This window comes from Streptomyces sp. NPDC004051 (assembly GCF_053604275.1).
This window is the reverse complement of the sequence record NZ_JBSGHG010000035.1, coordinates 1-21,649: the sequence shown is the minus strand read 5'-3', so window position 1 is coordinate 21,649 and position 21,649 is coordinate 1. Positions and strand designations below refer to the sequence as shown.

Genomic DNA, 21,649 nt, shown 5'->3' with positions numbered 1-21,649 from the left:
CTGTGGCAGCGACTGTGCTCGATGTCCGTTTTTCGTATGCTCAGTCCGTCCGGCTGCCCTTTCTCCTCGCCCCGCCGGAACACCGGGCGATATCACCGTTCGTGCCGGACGAAGCGCACCGGTTCTGTGAGCACGGCGGCGGCGGACTCCGTGTCGGCCAGCCGGGCCGACAGTGTGGCCTCGGCCAGGCGGGGTGGAAGGGCCTCACCGAACTTCAGGCCCCGTACCGCGCGTTCATCGACGTCCGGCAGGCACAACCGGTCGGTCGCGTCCTTCTTCACATCACTCCAGGTGTGCACGGTGACGTCCTCGCGCAGCCGGATCCAGCGGTCATTGATGTGTTGTCCCGGCACAGCAACCGTGTCGAGAGTCGCAGCAAGTGTGGCGTTCGCGCGGTGGCCCGCCCAGGTCCACCAGCGCACCTGTCCCCCCGTGTCCTGAACGATCAGGGTTCCTCCGGGATGCACCCGCTCCAGGTACTCCTCACGGGCCCGCCGCAGGGCGCTGGTCGCCCGCCCCGTCGTCTTCACGGGCGGATCCTCACCCAGCAGTACCTGGCGTTCCGCGCGGGTGAGCTCGTAGGAGCCCGCCGAACCGAATCCGGGGCTGCTCCACTTGGCCTTGCCTCCCCCGTCGACGGGTTCGACGAAGCAGCGCTTGCGCCGCCAGTCGATGTAGGTGACCTGCCAGCTCCGCCCGGCCAGCAGAAGTCGACGCGGGCCGTCGACCCGTTCGGTGAGGAGGCTGGGGTCGGTCCGGCCGATCTCCGTACGCCCCTGCAGGACGGTGAACTGCGGGGGCGCGGTGAACACGGCAGTGAGGTTCATGAAGTGGCGTTGTCCGAAGCGCCGTTCCGCCTCCGGGCCGATGAACAGCATGCCGCCGTCCCGGTCCAGGTACCCCTGGTCGACGAGGTGGCGCGCGATCGGCTCGGCCGACGCGCCGAAGGGGCCGAGTCCGTTCCACCATTCCTGCCACAGGTGCTCGCCGACACGGTTCTCCTGCAGGCACAGGGCGAGGAGTTGCTGGGCGACGATGTGCCGGGGCTCCGGTGGTGCCACGACGGGTTCCACCCATCCTTGCGACCACTTGAGCAGCAGTCCGGCCGCTCCCAGGAGGCCTTCCTCGTCCAGGGCGAGGAACAGGCAGTTGCGTGTGGTGCCCTCACGGCGTCCGGAACGGCCGAGCCGCTGGAGGAAGGAAGCCACCGAGGCGGGGGCGTCGATCTGGATGACCCGGTCCAGGTCACCGACGTCAATGCCGAGTTCCAGCGTGCTGGTGGAGATGATCACGCAGTCGCGGGCCTCGGCGAAGGCCGCCTCGGCACGTCGGCGTTCGTCGAGGGAGAGCGAGGCATGCGAGAGGAAGGTGGTGACGCCCTTCGCCAGGAGCTTCTCACCGAGTTCCTCCACGTATCGCCGTGACTCGCAGAAGACGAGGCGCTTCTCGCCACGATGCAGTGCGGCGATGATGGTGGCCGCGTTGTCAAGCGAGCCGACGTAGTCGAGTTGGACGTCTCCCGGTGGGACGGTGACCGTCCCACCGGTTGCTGCGGATGGGGAAGCACCCTCGGTTGCCGTGGAGGGGAACTCGGTGAGGTGGGGGGCGATCACCTGTCCCGGCCGCTTGCTCGCCCCTGAGCCCTGCAGCCAGGTGAGCAGTGCGTCGGGATTGCCGACGGTCGCCGAGAGGCCGACGCGTTGCACCGGTCGGCCCACAACCCGTTGCAGCCGTTCCAGTACGGCGAGGAGGTGCCATCCCCGGTCGTCGCCGGCGAAGGCGTGCACCTCGTCCACCACGACGGCCCGCAGTCCCGAGAAGAACGAGGTGTGGTCGACGTTGGCGCTCACCAGCATCGCTTCGAGCGACTCCGGCGTGGTGAGCAGGACGTCGGGACGTGCGGCGAGGATCCGTTTGCGGGCACCGGCCGTGGTGTCTCCGTGCCACAGGGCCGCGGTGCGGCCCAGCCAGGAGGCGTAGGTCTCCCACCGCGGCAGCAGGTTGTTGAGCAGGGCCTTGAGCGGGCAGACGTAGAGGACGGACGTACCGTTCCACCGCTCCCCCGTCATCCGGGTCAGCAGGGGGAAGGCGACCGCCTCGGTCTTGCCGCCTGCGGTGGGAGCGAGCAGGACGGCGTCGTCTCCGCAGACCAGGGGGGTGACGGCTGCTTCCTGAAGTGGACGCAGGTTCCGCCATCCCAGGGTGTTGACGATGTGGTGGAGGAGTGCCGGGTCCAGGTCCCCTGAGCTCACGGCAGTTCCAGCTCGATGGCGCCGGCGTCGCCGGACGCGGCCGCGTTGCGTTCGGTTTCGGTGAGTTCGGACGAGGTGATGGTGAGCGCGTAGTGCGTGCGGGGGTCGAAGTCCTCGAACTCGTCGACGCGGTCGAGGACGTCGGCCACCAGCTTGCGCAGGAACACGCGGGGCGCGACGCCGACCTTGCCGCCGAGCCCGCCGGTGACGGCTCCGGCCAGCTCCCTCAGATACGCGTCGTCGACCCGTTCGGCCACCCGCTCGGGATTGCGTGCGATCCGGGCGTACAGGTCGCGCACGGTACGGCCGAGCTCGCCGAGCTGGGACAGGTCGAATCCCGGGAGCCGGAGCTGGACGGCGCGCGGGGAGTCGAAGCGCGGGTCGGTCGTGAAGTCGGTGGCCAGTCGTTGCGCGAGCGGAGGCAGCCGCTGTGCCCCCTGTTGTCCGTCGTAGAACGCCGGGGTTCCCGTGATGACGAGGAAGAGTCCCGGGAACCGGCCCGCGTCGATCTCGTCCAGCAGCTGCCTCAATGCGTTGAGGCCCTTCTCCCGGACGTCACCCCGTACCCGTTGCAGGGTCTCGATCTCGTCGAGGACGAGGAGGAGGCCCGGGTGGCCGCAGTCGCGCAGCACGGTGAGCAGTCCTTGCAGGAAGCCGAGGGCCGCGAAGTGGTCGAGGTCGCCGCGGACGCCGGCGCTGCGGCGGGCGGAGGCCGCGACCGACTTCTGGCCGCCGAGCCAGGCGATGAGTGCTTCCGCCGTCGCCCCGTCTCCGGCGATCACTGCCCGCCGGTAGCCGCGCAGTGCGGCGGCGAAGGCGGGAGTAGTCCTGGCGACGTCGGCGAGTCTGCGTTCCATGAGCGCGTCGACGGCCGCGGCGAGTGCCGCCTCGTCATCCTCGTCCGTCTCCCCGGCGTCGAGGACCTCTTCCTCCAGTGTGTAGAACCACGAGTCGACGACCGCGCGCAGTGCGCTGGGCTGGTGGGTGGCGGTCGTCAGGCGCTCGGTGAGCCTGCGGTAGACCGTCTCCAGCCGGTGCAGCGGAGTCTCGGTCTCGGAGATCTGGACTTCCGCCGTGGCCAGTCCGGCCCGTTTGGCGCGTTCGGCGAGCCACCGTGCGAAGAACGTCTTCCCGGAGCCGTACTCGCCGCGGATGGCGTGGAACGCGGCCCCGCCCCGTGCCGTTGCCGCCAGGTCGTCGTCGAGCGCGGTCTCGAACCGGTCCAGGCCGACGGCGAGCAGGTCCAGCCCGGCCTGCGGTACGGTGCCGCGCCGCAGCGCGTCCACGACCTCCCGCATGCGTACGGGGCTGGCCGGAGCCGCCGCGCTCATGACGTCTCCTTCTTCGACGATCCGGCCCTGGCTTCGTCCGCCAGGAACTGGTCCCGGAGCAGGGCAACGTCGAGCTTCACCGCGTGACCGGCGTCGACGAAGCCGAGTACCGGGTACCCCTCGACGTTGAGCAGGCGCTGCACGGTGGCGACGAAGCCCTCGATGTTGCGCCGCACCCGGCCGGTCGCCGAGATGGCGGCGGCCAGGGCGGCGGGCGACATGGTGCCCCCGGCGGCGGCGAGCGCGTCGATGACGGCGGCGACGACCTTGCCCTCCGGGGCCTTGCGCACGTACTCCTTCTGCGCCTCGTACACCTCGCTCGCCACCACGCGCCCGCCGAGGGTCGCGGGAGCGGGCGTGGTCTCCGGTGCCGCTTCCGGCATCACCACGTCGTCGGTGCCGAACAGCTCCTCGTCCTGCCGACGTGTCGGCTTCGCGGGTTTCCGCACCGGCTGCGCGGCGCTCTCCGTCCGGGATTCCGGCACCTCGACGGGGGGCGCGGCGGTGGCCTTCCACCAGGAGGGCGCGGCCTGTTCGCGGGGCAGCGGTTCCCAGTCGCGCGGGGCGAGTTCCTTCGAGGGGAGGAGGACGAGGACCGGGACGGTGATCTCGGCGAGGGAGGCCCCGCCGTGGTAGCCGGCCCGGCGGGCGGCGTACCGGATGTCCTCGTGCCAGGGAACGGTGATGGTGCCGCCGCCTTCGAGGACGCGCGGTCCGCTCAGCACGACCTCGCCGTCGCCGGCGTCGGCGTCCGGCCGCCAGCGTGCCGAGCCGCCCCCGTCCGCGGCCGGGGTGACCCGGCCCCGGCCGCGGTCGATGACGTGTCCGTGGTCGGCGACGAGGACGACGGGGCGCGCGTAGCTGCGGGCGGCGGCCAGCAGTTCCCGCAGGTAGGTGATGTCGCCGAGGGACCACACGGTGCGCTGCCCCTGCTGGCCGGAGTCGAGCGCGTCGTCGATGGTGTTGAGGACGACGCCGACGACCGCGTCGGAGGCGAGCGCGGAGGTGAGTTCCTGGGCGAGGAAGTGGCCCGCGTCTCCCCCTATCGACGCCTTGTGGAAGAGGACCGCGTCCTTGCGCCGCTTCTTCCAGAAAGTCGCGAACCCGGAGGCCTCGACGGACTGTCCTCCCTGAATGGCCGTGCCGCTGAGCAGGGACGCCCGGCTCGTGCGGGTGATCGAGGGCAGCATGGAGACGGCTGCGAGGCGGGTACGCCGTGCGCCTTCACCGGGCCGGGGCACGATCTCCTGCCAGCCTTCGCGTTCGGCTTCCTCCCCCAGTTGGGCGGCGACGGCGCTGCTCATTCCGTCGAGCACGATCACCAGAGGCGCTCCGCCGGTCGTCAGGGGGCGGACGACGGTGTCGAGGGCGTTCTCGACGACCAGGCAGCCGCCCGGCTGCTGGGCTGTGGCGTTCGGGGTCCAGCCGACCAGGTGCCGGGCGAACTGCTCGTCGAGGCGTTCACGCTGGGCCCGTCCGTCCTCGTAGAGGTCGCGCAGGCTTCGTGCGACAGCCGGGTCACCGCCGGGATCGCCGACCCAGAGAACGGACAGCGCCCGGTCCACCCACCCCCACTCGGCGACGTGGTCGCGCACGCCGGTGGCCACGGAGGTGACGGCGGGCGGCCCCTGACGCAACCACCGTGCGAGACGCACGGCCATCTCGGCGACGCGCACCCGGTCGGGGAAGAGTCCGGCCAAGGCGTGCCCGGTCAGCTCGGCCAGGGCACTCTCGCCTTGCGCGGGGGACCTGCGGGCGCCCTCGACGACAGCGGCGAGCTGGGCGGCGAAGCTGGACAGGAGGAAACGGCTGGTGTCGAGTCCTGCGGTGAGACCGGCGTCCCGGGCCAGATCGTCGGCGCGCTGCAGTACGGCGAACACCTTGTGGCGGGCGTCGACCGAACCCGCGGCCTCCCCTATCCAGCGCAGGAGGGTGCCCTCCACCGCGTCGGTGAAGGCGCCGATCTCGCCCCGGCGCGGTCCGGCCTTGCCGAACAGTCCGCCGACGGCGAGGGCCACGTCGGGGTCGGCGGCGGGGTCGCGCAGCGCGGCACCGAGCAGGCCGAGCGCCATCGCGTCGTGTCCCCGTCCGATCTCGGCGAGGGTGAGCAGGACGGGGACGGCGGGCCCGGCGACCTCACCGAGCCACCTCTTCAGCTCCGCGCGTTCGGTGTCGCCGAGTTCGGCGAAACGGCGCGGCCCGGCGGGAGTGCGCGACCAGGCGAGCAGCACGTCCGCGTCCACGGCGGCCTCCGCCGGGGCGTGGGGCGAGATGTCCGGGTGGTCGAGTCCGAGGCGCTCGACGACCAGGGCGCGCAGGGCGGCGTCCCGGGTGAGGGTGCCCGCGGTGCGCGGCCATCCCCGTCCGGCGGGTTCGGCGTCGACGAGGGCCTGGAGCAGCCAGTCCTCGCGGTACATGCGCACGTCGAGTCCGGTGGCCCCGAACCGCTGCGTCACGATCTCGGCCTTCTCGACGTTGAGCGTGCGCCGGTGCACCGCGTGTCCGCGCACGTCCCAGCCGAGCTGGTCGTCGTCGACGCCGGTGGTGACCACCAGCAGGTCGCCGGGGGCGGCCTCGTCGCGGTGGCTGTGCCAGGCGGTCAGGATGCCGAGGACGGAGGACTCGTCGCGCACCGTGACGCGGCGGGTCCGCTCACCGACCTCGGCGGTGAAGGTGGTGGCCGAGCCGGCCGCGTACTGGCCGTGGACCAGCATGAGGCTGTGCTCGGCCAGCTTCTTGGCGTGCCGGTCCAGGAGTGCCTCGACGGTGCGCCGTCCCACCTGTGGCAGGAGCGCCATCAGCGTTCGGTCTCCTTCTCGTCCCGGTCGGTGTCGCCGGCCTCGCCGTGGGCGTCCTCGACCACCTGCCAGGTGACCTGGACGCGGGCTCCGGGGTGCGCGGTGAGGAAGCGGCGGATGTCGGCGCTGAGCCCGTCGACGGTCGCCGCGAGCGTGCTCTCCAGCCGGGTGGGTTCGACGACGTACGCGCCGGGGCGGCGGGCGGACTCGGCCGCGTAGCCCACGCGCGGGTCCCGCGGAGCCGGTCCGGAACGCGGGCGGTCCCGGTCCGGCTCGGCGGGGACGGCGGCGGGAGCCACGGGCACCGGGGGTGTGCCGTGCTCGGTGAGGCGTACGTCTTCCGCGGTCGGCTCGGCGGGCTGTACGGGTTCCACCGGCCGGGCCGCCTGGGCGAGCCGGGTGGCCTCCCGCATGAGGGCCACGGCCGACTCCTGCAGCGAGTCCAGTACCGGGACGAGCGATTCGTCCTCCTCGTGGGCGTTGGCCACCCGGCGGACGGTGTCCAGCAGCCGCTGTGCCCGGTCGCCGACGCCGTCGTCCCGGCCCGCGAGTTCGCGGACCATGTCCAGGTCGGACCAGCGGCCGTCGCGCTGGGCCCGCAGCACCTGCAGCACCTCGGGGGCCTGCTTGAGAGCAGCACCGATCTGGCGGTCCGTCACCTCGTAGGCGGCTTCGGCGAGTTCCCGCGTGAGACTGGTGGCGTCGGTGGTGCGCAGCAGGCGGGCGATCAGGTCGGCGGCGGCCTTCGTGGACTTCAGCCGCGGCGCGTCCACACCGCCGGCTCCTTCCAGACCGAGTCGTACGGCGTTGTCCTGGAGCAGTGTCCGGGTCTCCCCCACGGCGGTGCGGTGCTCTTCGGCGACGGTGCGCACCTGCGCGGCGAGCCGCGAGACGTTCCTGGCGAAGAGCACCGGCGACACGCTCTGCCCGAAGACCGCCCCTGCGCGCCGCAGTGCGGTGGCGAAGGTGTCCTCGTCGGGGAGGGGGACGGCCCGCAGTCCGTATCCGGGGACTATGCGGTCGAGTTCGGGGGCCTGCGGGACCACCTGGGTCTGGTAGATCCAGGTGCGGTCGTCGAGCAGCGCGTAGGTCGCGATGATCAGGTTGCCCACGTTGCGGTCGAGGCCCTCGTAGCCGAGCTCGGTGATCCAGTCGCGGATCGTCTCGACGGCGAGGTCGTCGCCGCTGTCCGGGTTCTCGGCGGCCTTCTTGTTGATGCGCAGCCGCCAGTCGTTGCTGACGTTGAGCGGTCCGTCGTGGACCTCGCCGAGACCGAGCGCGTGCACGATCTTCCTGACGACGGGCAGCGGGTGGCTGTCCACGACGACCCGCCGGGAGCCGTCCTCCATCGCCCGGGCGATCCACTCCATGGTGGTCTTGAGTTCGCGCACGGTGATGGCCTTGCGGGTCAGCCGCGGGTCGAAGTCGGGGTGCTTGGGGTAGCGGGCGGCGAACATGCCGTCGGCGAGCAGCAGCAGGTTCTGTTCGAAGCCGACCGACGGCTCGGGGCGGGTGCGGGTGAAGCCCGGCAGCAGGGAGACCAGGTGCTGGCCGTCGGGGACGGTCGCTCCGACGGTCTCCGGCTCGGCGCGGTTGATCCCGTAGAGCTGGAGCAGTGCTTCGGTGAGGTGGCCGCTGATGTTGTCGCGGGACGCCTTGAGTTGGTTGCGGATCTGTGCCCGCTCCTCGGCGGGGCGGGTGGCGGTGTGCTCTTCGAGCCGGTCGCGCTCCAGCAGATAGTTGATCTTCAGCAGGCGGCCGAGCTGCCGGGAGGTCTGTTCGGAGAAGAAGTCGGCCAGCCAGACGAGCGTGGGCTCGGTGCGGCCCGCTCCCCGGAGCCGTTTGACGCGCTGGAGGTCGTCGATGGGGCCGTGGTCGCCGTCGTCGAAGGGGTAGTCGAAGACGATGCGGAGATTCCCGGCCTGCTGGGGTGCGAACTCGTCGTCGGGCAGGTGGGGGTCGCGCACGTTGCCGAAGACGAACTCGACGGTCCGCTTGGTGCCGCGCCAGACGACGTCCCGTTCGCAGACGAAGGGCTGGGTGTCCTGGATGCCCAGCTCGCGCCAGAGCTGGTCCTTGATCCACTGCCGCCGGTAGCCGAGCTGGTCGGCGACGCCCTGCACCTCTTCGAGGAGCGGTTCGACGTCGATGTCGGAGAGGTGCAGGTGGAAGACGGGGTCGGTCCTGTCCCCCTCGCTGCGCAGCTCGCTGTCGAAGGAGACCTGCAGCTCCCGCAGCCGCTTGGCGGCGACGGAGCCGGCGTCTCCGACCCGGGTCCGGATCGAACCGTGGTTGAGGGCGGCGAGCCGGGTGCCGGTCAGCCGGGTCAGGGCGGGCACGTTGGGGGCGAGCGCGGCCAGCAGCAGGGTCTTGACGAGCCGTTCGTCGGCCTGGAACCGCTTGTCGTCGGGGGTCTTGTACTTGCGCAGCAGTTCCTCGCGCACCCGTCCGTGGAAGTCGTCCGCGGTCTCGGCGTCCTTGCGCAGCCGGGGGGTGAACGCGGCGCCGGAGCGGTGGGCGATGACGTCCCACAGGTCGCCGAGCGGGATGAGTTCGCCGAGCTTCAGGTCGTCGCGGCGGCGGCGCAGCAGCTCCTGGACGAGTTTGAGGCCGGTGCGCTCGCGCTGGAGGGCGCCCGAGAGGTCGACGAGGACGTTGAGGAGCGCCGGGGAGAGCGGGTACAGCTCCCGGAAGTCGTCCCAGGAGGCCTCGGTGCGGCCCTGCGCGTCCAGGAGGATCTGCCGGACCTCGTCGTTGGAGGACTCCACCAGCTTGAAGGCGTCGTCGCGCACGGACTCCATGCCGGGCTTCGGGGCGAGCACGCGGTGCTTGATGATCTCGACGAGGTTGCTGTCCTCGAGGTCGACGACGTTGAACCGCTCGGCCAGGTACTCGATCTGGGCTTCGAGGTTGGTCACGTCGGCGCCGACGACGTCCGAGCCGATCAGCTGGGACAGGTCGCGCTGGCGGGAGATGAACGACACGATCGGCACCGGCCGGCCGCTGTCCCCCGACTCGATCAGCTTGACCAGCCGCTGCACCTGGTCGCGTACGAAGTCCTGGTTGCCCATCTTCGCCTGGAGCCACAGGACGAGTTCGTCGAGGAAGAGGACGACTCCGGTGTACCCCAGGGACTGGGCGTGCCGGGAGATTACCTTGAGGCCGTTCTCCAGCGGCAGGAACGCGCTGGCCTCGCCGCGCATGCCCTGCGCGTAGGCGGCCATGGGACCGCTGAGCAGGGCGGAGACCAGCCGCTCGCGGTAGGGGTCGTCAGGTGCTCCGGCGAAGGCCCGGTCGAAGTCGGCGCCGGTCCACGTCCCGGCGGGCAGCGCCACGGCCTCGCCGTCGATCATCGGCATGTCGTCCGGGTCGGCTTCCACGGGCGCGGCCGCGCTCGGGGTGAGGGCCGCGGCCCCCTTGCCGAGCCACTGCAGGAACTTGGCGTCGTCGCCGAGGAACTCGCGCTGGTTACGGGCGTCGGCCAGCAGGGCGTCGGCCCGGTAGACGGGGGGCAGCGGCTTGTCGGGGTGCAGTTCGCGCACCGTGTGCACGTAGCCGCCGAGGAGAGCGGAGTCGAGGTCGGCGGAGCCGACGAGGTGGTACGGCACCATCAGGAACCTGCTCCGCCGCAGCCACTCGTCGTGCGGCGCGACCACCTCCACCAGCCGGGACTTGGTGCGGACGGCCGGGTGGTTGTTGAGCACGGCGTGCAGCACGGTCAGGAAGTGACTCTTGCCGGAGCCGAAGGAACCGTGCAGGTAGGCGGCTTCCGAATTGCCCGACCTGACGCAGGCCGCCACGAGGTCCAGGGCCTGCCGGAAAGCCTCCTGGAGCTGCTCGGTGACCACGTACTCGGCCACCCGGGCGTCGGTCTCGCTGAAACCCTGCGAAAGCTCGATCTTGAAGTCGCCGGCGTGGACGTCTTCCTTGATCTCGATGACGTCCTTCAGCAGGAACTCGCTCGTGGGCATCAGGCGGTCGTTCCTTCTCTCGGCTCATGGCTCGGCTGCACGGCTCGCGCACTTCTCGACGCGTCCCCATCCTGCCAGGTGGCATCGACACGTATGTCCGTCGGTGCGGATTCTCCGTACCGACGGTGCCCGCGGGATCACGGGCAGCTTCCGCTGGGTAGGGTCGGCGCGGGATCTGTCGGCGGCACGGGGAGCGGGGGCGACGGCGGGTGGGGTGGCGCGAGGAGATCGCCGCGGCCTTGGGCGAACTGGTGGCGATCACCGGCGGCACCGGCAGGCAGCCGCGCTGGCACCGGGTGGGGCGCGCGGTCCGCACCAAGGAGGCCGGCTGGTACGCGGTGGACCTGCGCGGCTCCGACATCGGGCCGGACCAGCTGGACGCGCTGCGCCTCGCGGGGCCGGAGCCGGACGGCATCGAGACGGAGGGTTTCACCGTCTCGGAGACGGTGCAGAACGGCTCCCTGCTGACGCTGAAGGTCGCCGAGTTCGCCGACCTCGCGGACGCGTACCTGTGGCTTCTCAAGCAGCCGCCGACCTTCCTCGTCACCGCCCTGCGCGACGGCATCGCCGGGCTGGGCGAGGCGCCGCTGGCGAGCGCCCTGGCCGCCGGTTCGATCGGCGGCGCGTCCGCTCCCGTCCCGGATCCCCCGGGGTTCCACCCGGCACAGGGGGACGCCTACCGCGCGTGCCTGGGCCAGGGGGTTCATCTGGTGTGGGGTCCGCCGGGTACCGGCAAGACGACGGTGCTGAAGCGTGCCATCGGTGACCTGATGGCCCGCGGCGACCGGGTCCTGCTGGTCTCCGCCACCAACATCGCCGTGGACAACGCCCTGTCGGGGGTGGTGAAGGAGAACAGGCACGGCCCGGGTGACATCGTCCGCGTGGGCCCGCCGCAGCTGCGGGAGGTCGCCGACAACCCCGAGGTGTCACTACCGCTCATGGTGCGCGAGCGCCTGGCCGAGACGGCCGGGCGGCGGCGCGCGATCGAGGCCGCGCTGGTCGACGTCCGGGCCCGTGCGGCGGAACTGGCCGCGCTGGACGCCTCCCTCGTCCGCTTCGATCCGGCCGCGTACTTCGACGCGCTGAAGCTGCTGCGCACGCCCGGCCAGGATCCGGTGTCCGTACGGGAGCGGGCGGAGACGGCGGCGGCCCTGCTGGAGGAGGCCGTGGCGAGCAGGGAGACCGCGGAGCAGGCCGCGGTGGCGGCTCAGCGGCGCCGGGACGCGGCGGAGGAGTCGCGCCGGAAGTGGACCGAAGTCGAACGGCTGCGCCAGGAGCAGTTCCGTGTCCTCCAGGCCGCGGAGCGCAAGCAGGCCGACGCCCTGATGGCCGAGGAATACCTTCGCGAGCTGCGCGAGGAGCTGGGGCAGCTCGACGCCCAGCGGTCGGTGGCCCGGTGGCGCGCCCGGGAGAAACGGCAGGAGCTGCGTGAGCAGCTCACCGTCACCGAGGAGGACGTCGCCCGCACCCGCCGGGCGGCGCAGGCCGCGCGCGCCACGGCCGAGGCGCACGTCGTCGCGCTGGAGAAGGAACTGGCGGACCTGGTCGCCGGCATCACTCACACCCCGGAGCGGATCACGGCCCTGGAACAGGCACTGGCCTCGGCGCAGTCCGTGTACAGGTCGGCCCTGGACCTCGTGGCCGCCCGTCGCGAGGAGACCACCCGGCTGGAACGGGCCGTCGTGCGCGCCCTGGACGCCGCGGAGCTCACCGCCCACGCAGAGCAGCAGGACTGGCCCGCCCGTCACGCCCGCGCCGAGCGATTACGGCCCCGGGTGACGGCCGGCACCGCCCGCCGCCCGGCGCTGGAGGAGGAGTTCCAGCAGGTCCAGGAGGAGTACGAACGCCTCGCCCGCAATGCCGAGGGCGAGATCGTCAGGAGCGCGAAACTGGTCGCCACCACACTCGCCCGGTTCCGCACCAACAAGGCGGTCTTCGAGGGCCCGTACGACGTGGTCCTGGTCGACGAGGCGGGCGCGGCGACACTGCCCGAGGTGATCCTGGCGACGGCGAAGGCGACCCGGACGGCCGTCCTGCTCGGCGACTTCATGCAGCTCGGCCCGGTCGTCGAGGAGCGGCTGAAGGATCTCGACCGCCCGGACGTCAGGCGCTGGCTGCTCCCGGACGTCTTCCGACACTGCGGCATCCAGGACCCCGAGGACGCCCGGCGGCATCCGGCCTGCGTCGCCCTGACCGAGCAGCACCGCTTCGGCCCGGCGGTGATGGGCCTGGCGAACTCGCTGGCGTACGGGGGAATGCTGCGGGGCGGCAAGCAGACCGCGGCACCACGGCCCCTCGACGACCCGGAGATCGTCGTCGTCGACACCGACGGACTGCACGAACTGGCCAGGCCCCATCTGACCGGAAGCCGCAGCGGATGGTGGCCTGCCGGCTCCCTGATCGCAAGGGCACTGGTGGAGTACCACCGGGCGAGGGGCGAGGACACCGGCATCGTCACTCCGTACGGCGTCCAGGCGGAGGCGACCCTGGAGGCGCTGCGGGACGTGGAGAGCGGCGGCGGGCCGCTCGCGGAGGTGGGTACGGCACACCGCTTCCAGGGCCGGGAGTTCCCCGTCGTCGTCTTCGACACGGTCGAGGGCGCCGACGGCAAGGAGCTGTGGATGTCACTGGCGCACCGGGAGCCGGGTGCGTCGGACTGGGCGCGCAACGGCGTGCGCCTGTTCAACGTGGCGGCCACCCGCGTCCGGACCCGCCTCTACGTCATCGGCAGCTGGGAGCGCATCCGCTCCGCGAAGAAGGGCACGGCCTTCTCCCACCTGGCCGACCTGGTCGGCACCCCGGGCGTACGGCGTCTGCGGGCCGGCCACCTGATCACTCCGCCGCACGAGGACGCGCCGAACCGCGGCGCGTTCGGCGCCGCCCTCGCCGACGTGCTCGCCCGGCACGTCGAGATCACGGGCATCGACGACGAGACGACGTTCTTCAGCACCTTCGAGGACGAGATCCGCACGGCTCGCGCCTCGGTCTGGCTGTGGGCGCCGTGGGTGGCGAACCGGGTGCGCGGCATCCTGCCCCTGCTGCGCGAGGCGGCCGGACGCGGCGTGCGCGTGAACGTGTTCGTCCGCGACGACACCGACCAGCTCCAGGCCCGCCCGGCCAGCCAGAGCCTCATCGCGGACCTCCGGGCCGTCGTCCACACGGTCGTTCCCGTCAACGTCATGCACCAGAAGATCGCGGTGATCGACGAGCGGACGGTGATGCTCGGCAGCCTCAACACCCTGTCCCAGTCGTGGACCCGCGAGGTCATGGTGACGATCCGCGGCGGCCACTTCGCCCGCAAGCTCCTGGAGCACGAGCACGCCGAACTGTTCACGTGCCCGCCGAAGTGCGGCCGTTGCGGCGGCACGAGCATCGAACTGCGCCGCCGCAGGAACGGCGTCTGGTTCTGGCGCTGCTACGACACGGTCTGCAAGACGGGACGCAACGGCCGCAGCGACGCCTGGAACCAGGACATCAGGGTGGGTGGAGGGAGGAACTGAGGACGTTGCGAGGCCGGTACGGCCCGGAGGTACGGCCTGCGGGCGGGTGGCCCGCGCAGCCGGCTACAGGTGAAGTCCGACGTGGTTCACGATGAAACGCTTGCCCTCGGAGTCGAGGGCGAAGTAGATCCGTCCGACCTCGTTGGGCGACACGGCGTCCCGGACCTTGATGTGCGGCAGTCCGTCGCAGCGCTTCCCGTCGAACGTGAAGTAGCGCTTGTCCTTGTCCTTGCTGAGCTTCTCGTCGTTGGGCGCGTACTTCAGCCCGTGGTTGTCGTAGAACCACTGCGTCAGCCGGGGTATGTTGCCGGGCTTGGCGTACAGGTCCATCGCGGCCTGCGCGAGGGCGATCAGCTGGTCGGTCATCTCCTGGGGATACGGATAGTGAGAGGCCTTCCAGGCGCGCGCCGCCTTTGCCGTGAACACGATGTGCTTCTCCGACGTTTTGACGAGGGAATCGAAAGTGGGCAGGGCGTCCGTTCCCAGGGCCGGGATCTCGCTCCAGGCGTCGAACTCGGCCGCCTGCCCGGTTCCGCCCTTCGACAGGTCCAGATACAGCTGCTTCCAGTAGTCCCGGTCTTGGCGCAGCACCTCGGCGGCGGCAGCTTCGGACTGCGCCTTGTCACGTTCCTCCATGCAGCTCTGTGCCATGTCCTCCCACGACTTGGCGTCCTCTTCCAGCTGCTGTGCACGTTCCTTCAACGCTTCGAGCTCGGCGTTCCTGTCCCCGGCGGCCTGCGCGCGCGACAGTTGCTCTGCCGCCCTGCGCGCCCCGGCACGGTACGAGGCCTGCCGCGCCCTCTCCCACGCTGTGTCACTACCACGCGCGATGACGGAGAGATGGGCGAGCGACGGCATCAGCCGACTTTCCACGAAGGACGGCTGGGACACCTCCTCACGCGAGTAGGCGGGATGCTCCAGGTCGAGGTTGGGCCAGACCAGCCGGGCACCACCGCTGGGGACGGCCACCTGCTCGTGGATCCGACGGACGGCCTGCGCGGTCACATAGTTCAAGGTCACCACCTGAGCCAGTCCGGCGAGTTGCCCCGAGGCCTCGGCTGCCGCGTTCCAACCCGCCGAATCCCGGGGATGCACCAGGAGGATGGGCAGACGGGTGCTCAGCGCCAGGGATTCGAGAAGCACGTCCGCATGCCCCTCCTCCCGGATCCTCTCGTACCGCCCTGTGGCGCGCTGGCCCAGTACCCGCACATCGAGATTTTCGTCGGCGAGTACGGCCCGCAGGAGGTTGGGGCGCCTGAGCCGCGGGTCCTGCACAGGCGCGATCCAGCCGTCGGGAATCTCCCTGCCCATGACGATCCTGAGGCCACCGCCGCCTTCCTCCGCCTGGGAGACGGTGACCCGGGTGACGAACTGGGCCGGGCTGTCGGACAGCGGTTGGTGGATGGTCATCCGCAGCGCACGGGTGCGCTCGTCACCCGCCACCGACCAGTTCACGTTCCGCTCGCCGTGGCCGGGAAACTTTCCGACGAGCACCGCCCTCCCGGCGTGGTCCAGCTCGGCTACGGCCGGCGCCTGTATACGCCCGCGGTCACCGATCCAGTCGGCGAGATGGTGACGGAGACGCTCGAAGACATGCCCCGGCTCCTGGGCGGACTGGGCGTCCTGGACATCGAAACTGACGGCATACAGCACCTGCACGGTGGCTCCCCTCGCCCCCGGATGCCCTGCAAAGGTGACCGATTCCTCCTCGAACGCGGTCGGGGCATCCCTTGAAGGGTCACCGTAATGCCGCTGTGCCCGAGGGCCCAATGCCTCGGGCGGGGCGCAGGCCCGGCCTGAGGGCCTCGGGCGGGCAGCCTGCTCCCGTACGGGTGCGGCAGGTCCGGACGGAACGTCCACGGTCAACGACAGTCAGATCCGGGAGCTGCCCAACGCGCACTCGGCCCACACCGTCTTACCGGGGCCGAGGCGGTCGTGTACGCCCCAGTCGGCGGCGAGCGCGTCGACGAGGAGCAGGCCGCGACCGCCGTCCTCGTCCGTGCCGGGGGCCAGCCGCGCCGGCCGGGCGGGGTGGGTGTCGGTCACCTCGATCCGGACGACACCCCGGCCCTCGTCGTGGGAAAGAGACAGGGCGAAGTCCCGTCCGGGGACGCGGCCGTGGAGAACGGCGTTCGCGGTGAGTTCGGCGACGACGAGAACGGCGGTGTCGTGCGCCTCGGTGCCGTGCGGGTGGCCCCACTCGGTGAACTGGTGCGCGGCGAGCAGCCGGGCGAGGCGCGCACCGCGGCGGGTGGCGGAGAAGCGCTGGGCGAACGTACGCGCCGGGGTGGGGCTCTGGGTGTGGGGGACTGACATGGCAGCCACCCTGCCGAGAAGTGACGGTCCGTCGGCAGGCCCGGCGCCGATACAGATCGCGTTGTACTGGTCGACTCGCTGGACTGGGTCGGTCGCCGTACGTGACGATGAGTGTGCCGAGCGTGGCGCAGCGCGTACGGCAGACGGTACGGCAAGCGTCCGGGCCCGGCACGGGTACGGCCCGGCGGCACAGGGGAAGGCGGCTGCGATGACGACGGGCAACGGCGGCGGGACGGGCGGGAACGCCGGGCAGGGCGGGGGCGGAGGCGGGAACGGGGGCAACACCTGCGAACCGGAACTCTCCGACAGCCTGAAGACCTTCGGCGCGGTCCTCAAGGCCCTGCGGGAGGAAGCCCGCCTGACACAGGAGCAGTTCGCGCCGCTGGTGCGGTACTCGGTCGCATACATCGCCAAGATCGAACAGGGCAAGCGGTTCCCGCCACGGGACCTGCTGGAGCGGTCGGAGGAGGCGCTGGGGGCGGTCGCAGGGCGGGTACTGCGGGCGGCGGCGAAGAGCCTGACGCGGAAGGCTGGGCTGGCGTCGTGGTTCCGGCAGTGGGCGGGGGTCGAGGAGGAGGCGGTCTCGCTGTATGCGTACGAGTGCCGGGCGATTCCAGGGTTGTTGCAGCCTGAGCCGTACATCAGGGCCATCTTCGAGCGGCGACTGCCACCCCTCTCGGAGGATCAGATCGAAACCCAGGTCGCTGCACGGTTGGAACGGCAACAGCTGCTGACTGATCGCCCGAACACAGCTTTCAGCTTCGTCATCGAGCAGGCTCTCCTGGAGCGGCAGATGGGTGGGCCGGAGGTCGCACGTCACCTGTTGGACCACCTGCTGCGGGAAGGTGCTCGAAGGAACGTTGAGATCCAGGTGATGCCTTTGTGTCAGTACGATCACGCGGGCATCGACGGTCTGATGTACCTGGCGGAGACACCTCGGCACGAGTGGGTGGGCTACTCCGAAGGCCAGCAGTCGAGCATTTTGATCACGTCGTCGAAAGACGTCAGCGCGATGCTCCAGCGCTATGGCAAGCTGCGCTCGCAGGCCCTCGGCCGTGAAGCCACAGTAAGCCTGCTGGAGCAGATGCGAGGAGCACTATGAGTACCTCTGAACTGGCCTGGTTCAAGAGCAGTTACAGCGGCAGCTCTGGCGACAACTGCGTCGAGGTCGCCGTACGCACTGAGGCCGTTCTCGTCCGGGACTCGAAGGACACAGACAGGCAGGCGCTGGCCGTGTCCCGTGATGCCTGGTCGACGTTCACGACGCTGGCGGCCGACTCGCGCGTTTGAACTTCCGGTGGGGCAGTGTGCGTCACTGCCCCACCAACCTCTTCGACTACTCAACGTCCAGCGCGGGCTGCCTCGCTGCCGCCTTACGGCCACGGGTCTTCCGCACCGGACGCCATGCCTTCAGCTCCTCCACGCCGACCTGGTGCTTGCGGAGCTGGTTCTCGTACTCGGCCTCCAGCTCGTCCGCCGGTACGTCGCCCCACTCGTCGTCGTACTCGCCGTGCCACTGCTTGACCCACGGCATGGCTTCGTGGAGGCCGGCGAGCAGCGGAACGATCCGCTCGGAACTCCAGCCGTCCCGTGTCGTGCGGGCAGCCAGCAGCTCGAAAAGGGCCTGCGCCTGGTCCTTGTGGTCCCAACCGGCCCACCCGAGCATCAGCGTCGAGTCACTGTCGGGCCCGGCCTCGGGGTACGAGATGAACCGCTCCTTGGGCACGTCGAGCTTGCCACGGTTCGACCAGTAGGAGGCGCGGGCGAAGTCGGCGGACGTGTACTTGGGCGGTACGGGGATGTCGAGCCGCTGCCCGGTACGGTCCTCCTCGCGCTGCTGCCGCCAGACCTCTTCCCACTGAGCGCGCTTGCGCAGTCCAGGGTCCTTGTAACGCATCGCGGCGAGGTAGGGCACGTGCTCGTCGGCGATCACCTCGGTCAGTATCTGCGCGAGGGGCAGGTCGGGCTTGCCGAGATGGTCGGAGGCGTAGAGCGCGGCGACGGAGACGAAGTCCTCGTCCGTACTGAGCTGGTCGGCAAGGTAGTTGACGGTCATCGGACGGGGCCGCCTGAGCCCGTCCCGGACCTCGTACCACAGCTCGGCCTTCTCACACCGGTCCAGCAACCAGTTCCGCAGCGCGGCCCGCTCCTTCTTCTCCCACGGCCCGGCAGCCCAGCGTCGCTTACCCTCGGAGCGCTCAATTGAGGCGATGTCCCCTTCTTCCCACGGCCCGGCAGCCCAGCGCCGCTTACACTCGGGGCGCTCGATGAGGGCGATGTCCTTGCGGGAATTGATAATGTCGATACGTGCCTGGACGATCTCCCGGTACCAGTCGGGCCAGTGGGCAGGGATCTCGGTGACGGGGGTGGACCCGTGCCGCTTGAACCACTGCTCGACGGCCTCATCCTGCTCAGCGTCGGGTGCAATGACGAGCTCGAAGGCGCGTTGCCCCAAGTCGACCTCGGGGCAATCAGCCAGCCGTTCCGAAGGAACGGTAGTCCTCGCCACGTCTGCCGGACTAAGCAGTCCGTAGAGACCGTAGACCTGCCAGTCCAGCTCCTCCTGCAAAGCGATCATGCCACGACGAATACGTCCAAAGCTGATGCGCGCTTCGCTAAGCACACGCTTCAACGGGACTTGCTCTGCAACCACAGCCCCTGGCTCACGCAGTGAGATCTCGCTCGCCGCCGAGTCCAACATGCGGCCGAGCGCAAGCGGAAGCCGCTCGGGAAGAGGGAACTCCTGAAGCTTGGTACCAGTGAACTCATAGAAGCTTTCCCAGGCATACCGCCCCGTGGATCGCTCGCCTCCTCGATTTCCCTTGTCCTGACTGACCTGCTTCAACCAGAAGCAAGCAGTGGAAGAATTCAACACCCCCATAAGTTCCAGGTACTCATCCTCACTAGCTCCATCGTGCAACTTGACGATAGGGGCATGCCTGTTGAACACCTCCCCACCTCGCCCCAAAACAAAATGATTATGGGTCGCAACACACGCAAAAGCGAGACTGAAACCACCGAATCGACGGTGGAAAAACATCGAATACTCGAACCATTGGAGATCTCGCTCCAACTGGGTCTTACCGTATGCAACGCGATCCCGAAGGATCGCCCGATTGGGCCACGCCAACCGAAGGGTCGCTTCATCAGCGACCGCGACATGAGGGAATACCTCAGAATATGGCCAAAGAACGGTTACCGGTTCAGAAATACGCCAGTCCCGACTCGACTCACCATCGACCATCGGGCGTTGGAATTTTCCCGGAACACGGGCGCGCGAGAGAGCCCTTTCTCCTAGCGTGTAAACATCGTCCGCTCGCGTCACGGCACCGAACCCAATAGAGGAGGCACGTGCACCCAAGACCGAGGCCGAGTGACTTTCAATGAACTGCTGCAACTCACCTGCACCGCCCCCGGTCACAGCCCACGGATGATCCATGAAACGTGCAGCAAGGATATTCTCCACCGTGACCCAGTCGGACTCGCTGCCAGGGTCACCCACCTGTCGAACGATCGCCTGCCAAACACGCCCCTGCGCTGCAACCTTCGGCTGATCAGGCTCACCGCGCACACCAAGTACCGCTCGCATAGTTCGCTCAGGGCTGGGAACTCGATTCCGCCCGACAAGAATCACCGTAGGCGTCCCATGCCCCGGAACATATGCTCCTGAAGTGTCAATCACGTGAGAAAGTTCGACGCGGTTCCGAAAAACAACTTCAATGAGTTTCTTACCGAACTCCCTCTTCATGAAAGAGTTCGCAGTAATCTGCCCTACGAAGCCGCCACCACCGCGACGACCACCCACTCCCTTCACCGCCAGTTCGAACAACCGCTGAGCAAAAGGAACCGACAATGCATAAGTCCCCGCGCACGCATCGTACGCAGCGCGATAATTATCGCTCTCCTGCTTATCCTTAACCGTGATGTAAGGCGGATTCCCCACCACCACGTGATAAGATCCCCGCCCCAGCAGATCAACCCGCTTCGCGTACTCCCACACATCCTCCGTCGAATACGCGAACGCCCCCTCCTCCCGCCCGATCTGCATCTCGGCGAACAGTGTGTCCAAGTCCGTCTGGATACCCGCCGCATCCCGCCCGTGCAGCAGCGAGTCCCCCACCGCCACGTTGATCGGGAACGGCGGCGCGTCCTTCAGCCTCTCCGCCCCTGCCGCCCGCATCGCGGCCACCAGCAGCCGGAAGCGCGCAATGCTCACCGCGTACGGGTTCTTGTCGCAGCCGTGCACGGACTCCAGTGAGCGGCGCACCAGCGTCCACACATCGGTCCCCGGCTCGACCGCACGCCACTTGTCGAACAGGCGGTGGAAGATACCCAACAGAAAGTGCCCGGACCCGCAGGCGGGGTCGATGGTGCGCAGGCCGCGCCGTTCCTCGCCGTCCGGGCCCTCCCACACCGGGTTCAGTCCGAACGCGTCCGTGGAGACCGCCGGTTCGAGGGTGAGGTCGAGGATGAACTCCTCGACGAACTCCGGGGTCTGGAGCAGCGCGTACGTTTTGCGGGCGTGCTCGCTGAGGTCCTGGTACAGGTCACCGAGGAAGCGGGTGTCCCACTCGGGGTCGGTGAAGTCGTAGCGGATCTCGCCCTCGGCACCCCACCGTCGCCAGAAGGACAGCAGCTCGGTCGCCGCCTCGTAGCTGGGCGTGACATCCCACAGGGGGTTGTGGGCCTCGTCGAAGAGGCCAGCCGCCGTGTCGTTCGCCTTGCGGATGGCGTCGAACGCGGCGAACAGCCAGTCGCGGTTGTTCTTGGTCGGGTACTCACGGAAGTACGCCTCGTGCCGGGCCTCCGCCTCCGCCAGCCGCTCCCCCGGGCCCGCGATGTACGGCTCGTCGATGAGGCCGTTGTCCTCGCAGAAGCGGACGAAGACGCAGGCCAGCACCCAGGCCGCCGCGGACTGGGTGACCCGCTCGTCGCGCCAGGCGCCGTACGTCGCCGCGGTGCGCCGGGCCTCCCGGGCGTGCCGGTACTCGGCCTCCAGGCGGTCGCGGATCTCGTCCACGGACTCCGTGCGCGCCCGCAGGTCATCCTCCAGGGCCACGACCTGCCGCTTGAGGTCCTTGAGCAGGGCCGTCGGGTCCACACCAGCCTTGACGTCCGTCACGTTCCGCTTCCTTCTCGACGCACTGCGCGTTCCTCACGGCTCCCTCGTCCACCGTTGCGGTCCGCGCTCAGAACGCCAATCCTGCCAGGTCGCTCACGGTGAGCGCAGGACGCCTGGTGTGCGGAAACGCTCCCTTTCCCGCCGATCACGCCGATAAGGTGATCGTCGTGACGGCTCCGACGACTTCCGCCGCCCCGCCACCGGCCTTCCGGGCGGCGAGCGGCCATCATTACCACTCGGCCAGGCTGGCCGCCGCCGACCGGTTACTGAAGTTGAACTCGTGGTGTCGTAGGGGCTGACGGTTCGTCGCCCGTGCGGTATCACCGGGGCATGCGGTATCCACAGGGAGGCGGGCTGAC

10 protein-coding genes are annotated in these 21,649 nt (G+C 69.8%); 3 read left to right on the top strand and 7 right to left on the bottom strand.

Going from position 1 to position 21,649, the window contains the following annotated elements; genetic code table 11:
• Window positions 1–92: 92 nt before the first annotated feature.
• Genes ACWEQO_RS27680 through ACWEQO_RS27665 form a run of 4 tightly spaced genes read right to left on the bottom strand, consistent with a single transcriptional unit; the run spans window position 93 to window position 10,352 of the window.
• Window positions 93–2,252: a DEAD/DEAH box helicase gene (locus ACWEQO_RS27680; protein ID WP_452985662.1), complete on the bottom strand. Its 2,160-nt coding sequence runs from the start codon at window positions 2,250–2,252 to the stop codon at window positions 93–95.
• Window positions 2,249–3,583: a BREX system ATP-binding protein BrxD gene (gene brxD / locus ACWEQO_RS27675; RefSeq protein WP_452985661.1), complete on the bottom strand. Its 1,335-nt coding sequence runs from the start codon at window positions 3,581–3,583 to the stop codon at window positions 2,249–2,251. The genes ACWEQO_RS27680 and brxD overlap by 4 nt, the downstream gene beginning before the upstream one ends.
• A complete protein-coding gene (gene pglZ, locus ACWEQO_RS27670) occupies window positions 3,580–6,381 on the bottom strand; it encodes a BREX-2 system phosphatase PglZ (protein WP_452985660.1) in 2,802 nt (933 codons plus the stop codon). Before pglZ ends, brxD begins: the two co-directional genes overlap by 4 nt.
• Entirely contained in the window at window positions 6,381–10,352 is a 3,972-nt protein-coding gene (locus ACWEQO_RS27665) for a PglY protein (protein ID WP_452985659.1), read from the bottom strand. The genes pglZ and ACWEQO_RS27665 overlap by 1 nt, the downstream gene beginning before the upstream one ends.
• A 209-nt stretch (window positions 10,353–10,561) precedes the next feature.
• Here ACWEQO_RS27665 and ACWEQO_RS27660 point away from each other — a divergent pair, with 209 nt between their 5' ends.
• Window positions 10,562–13,852 (top strand): AAA domain-containing protein, encoded by a 3,291-nt coding sequence (locus tag ACWEQO_RS27660; RefSeq protein WP_452985658.1) that lies wholly within the window; start codon window positions 10,562–10,564, stop codon window positions 13,850–13,852.
• A 63-nt stretch (window positions 13,853–13,915) separates the two neighbouring features.
• Here ACWEQO_RS27660 and ACWEQO_RS27655 read toward each other — a convergent pair whose 3' ends face one another.
• On the bottom strand, window positions 13,916–15,511 hold the full coding sequence (locus ACWEQO_RS27655; RefSeq protein WP_452985657.1) for a hypothetical protein: 1,596 nt from the start codon (window positions 15,509–15,511) through the stop codon (window positions 13,916–13,918).
• 213 nt (window positions 15,512–15,724) lie between these two features.
• A complete protein-coding gene (locus ACWEQO_RS27650) occupies window positions 15,725–16,168 on the bottom strand; it encodes an ATP-binding protein (RefSeq protein WP_452985656.1) in 444 nt (147 codons plus the stop codon).
• A gap of 208 nt (window positions 16,169–16,376) precedes the next feature.
• Between ACWEQO_RS27650 and ACWEQO_RS27645 the strand changes: the two genes are divergently transcribed.
• The gene (locus ACWEQO_RS27645) at window positions 16,377–17,270 is read left to right on the top strand and encodes a helix-turn-helix domain-containing protein (protein ID WP_452985655.1); all 894 of its coding nucleotides are present in this window, start codon (window positions 16,377–16,379) and stop codon (window positions 17,268–17,270) included.
• Window positions 17,267–17,458 (top strand): DUF397 domain-containing protein, encoded by a 192-nt coding sequence (locus ACWEQO_RS27640; RefSeq protein ID WP_452985654.1) that lies wholly within the window; start codon window positions 17,267–17,269, stop codon window positions 17,456–17,458. The genes ACWEQO_RS27645 and ACWEQO_RS27640 overlap by 4 nt, the downstream gene beginning before the upstream one ends.
• Window positions 17,459–17,504: 46 nt before the next feature.
• On the opposite strand, the gene pglX is transcribed toward ACWEQO_RS27640, so the two are convergent.
• Window positions 17,505–21,290 carry a BREX-2 system adenine-specific DNA-methyltransferase PglX gene (gene pglX / locus ACWEQO_RS27635; protein ID WP_452985653.1) on the bottom strand — a complete coding sequence of 1,262 codons (3,786 nt, stop codon included), beginning with the start codon at window positions 21,288–21,290 and terminating at the stop codon, window positions 17,505–17,507.
• Window positions 21,291–21,649 lie beyond the last annotated feature (359 nt).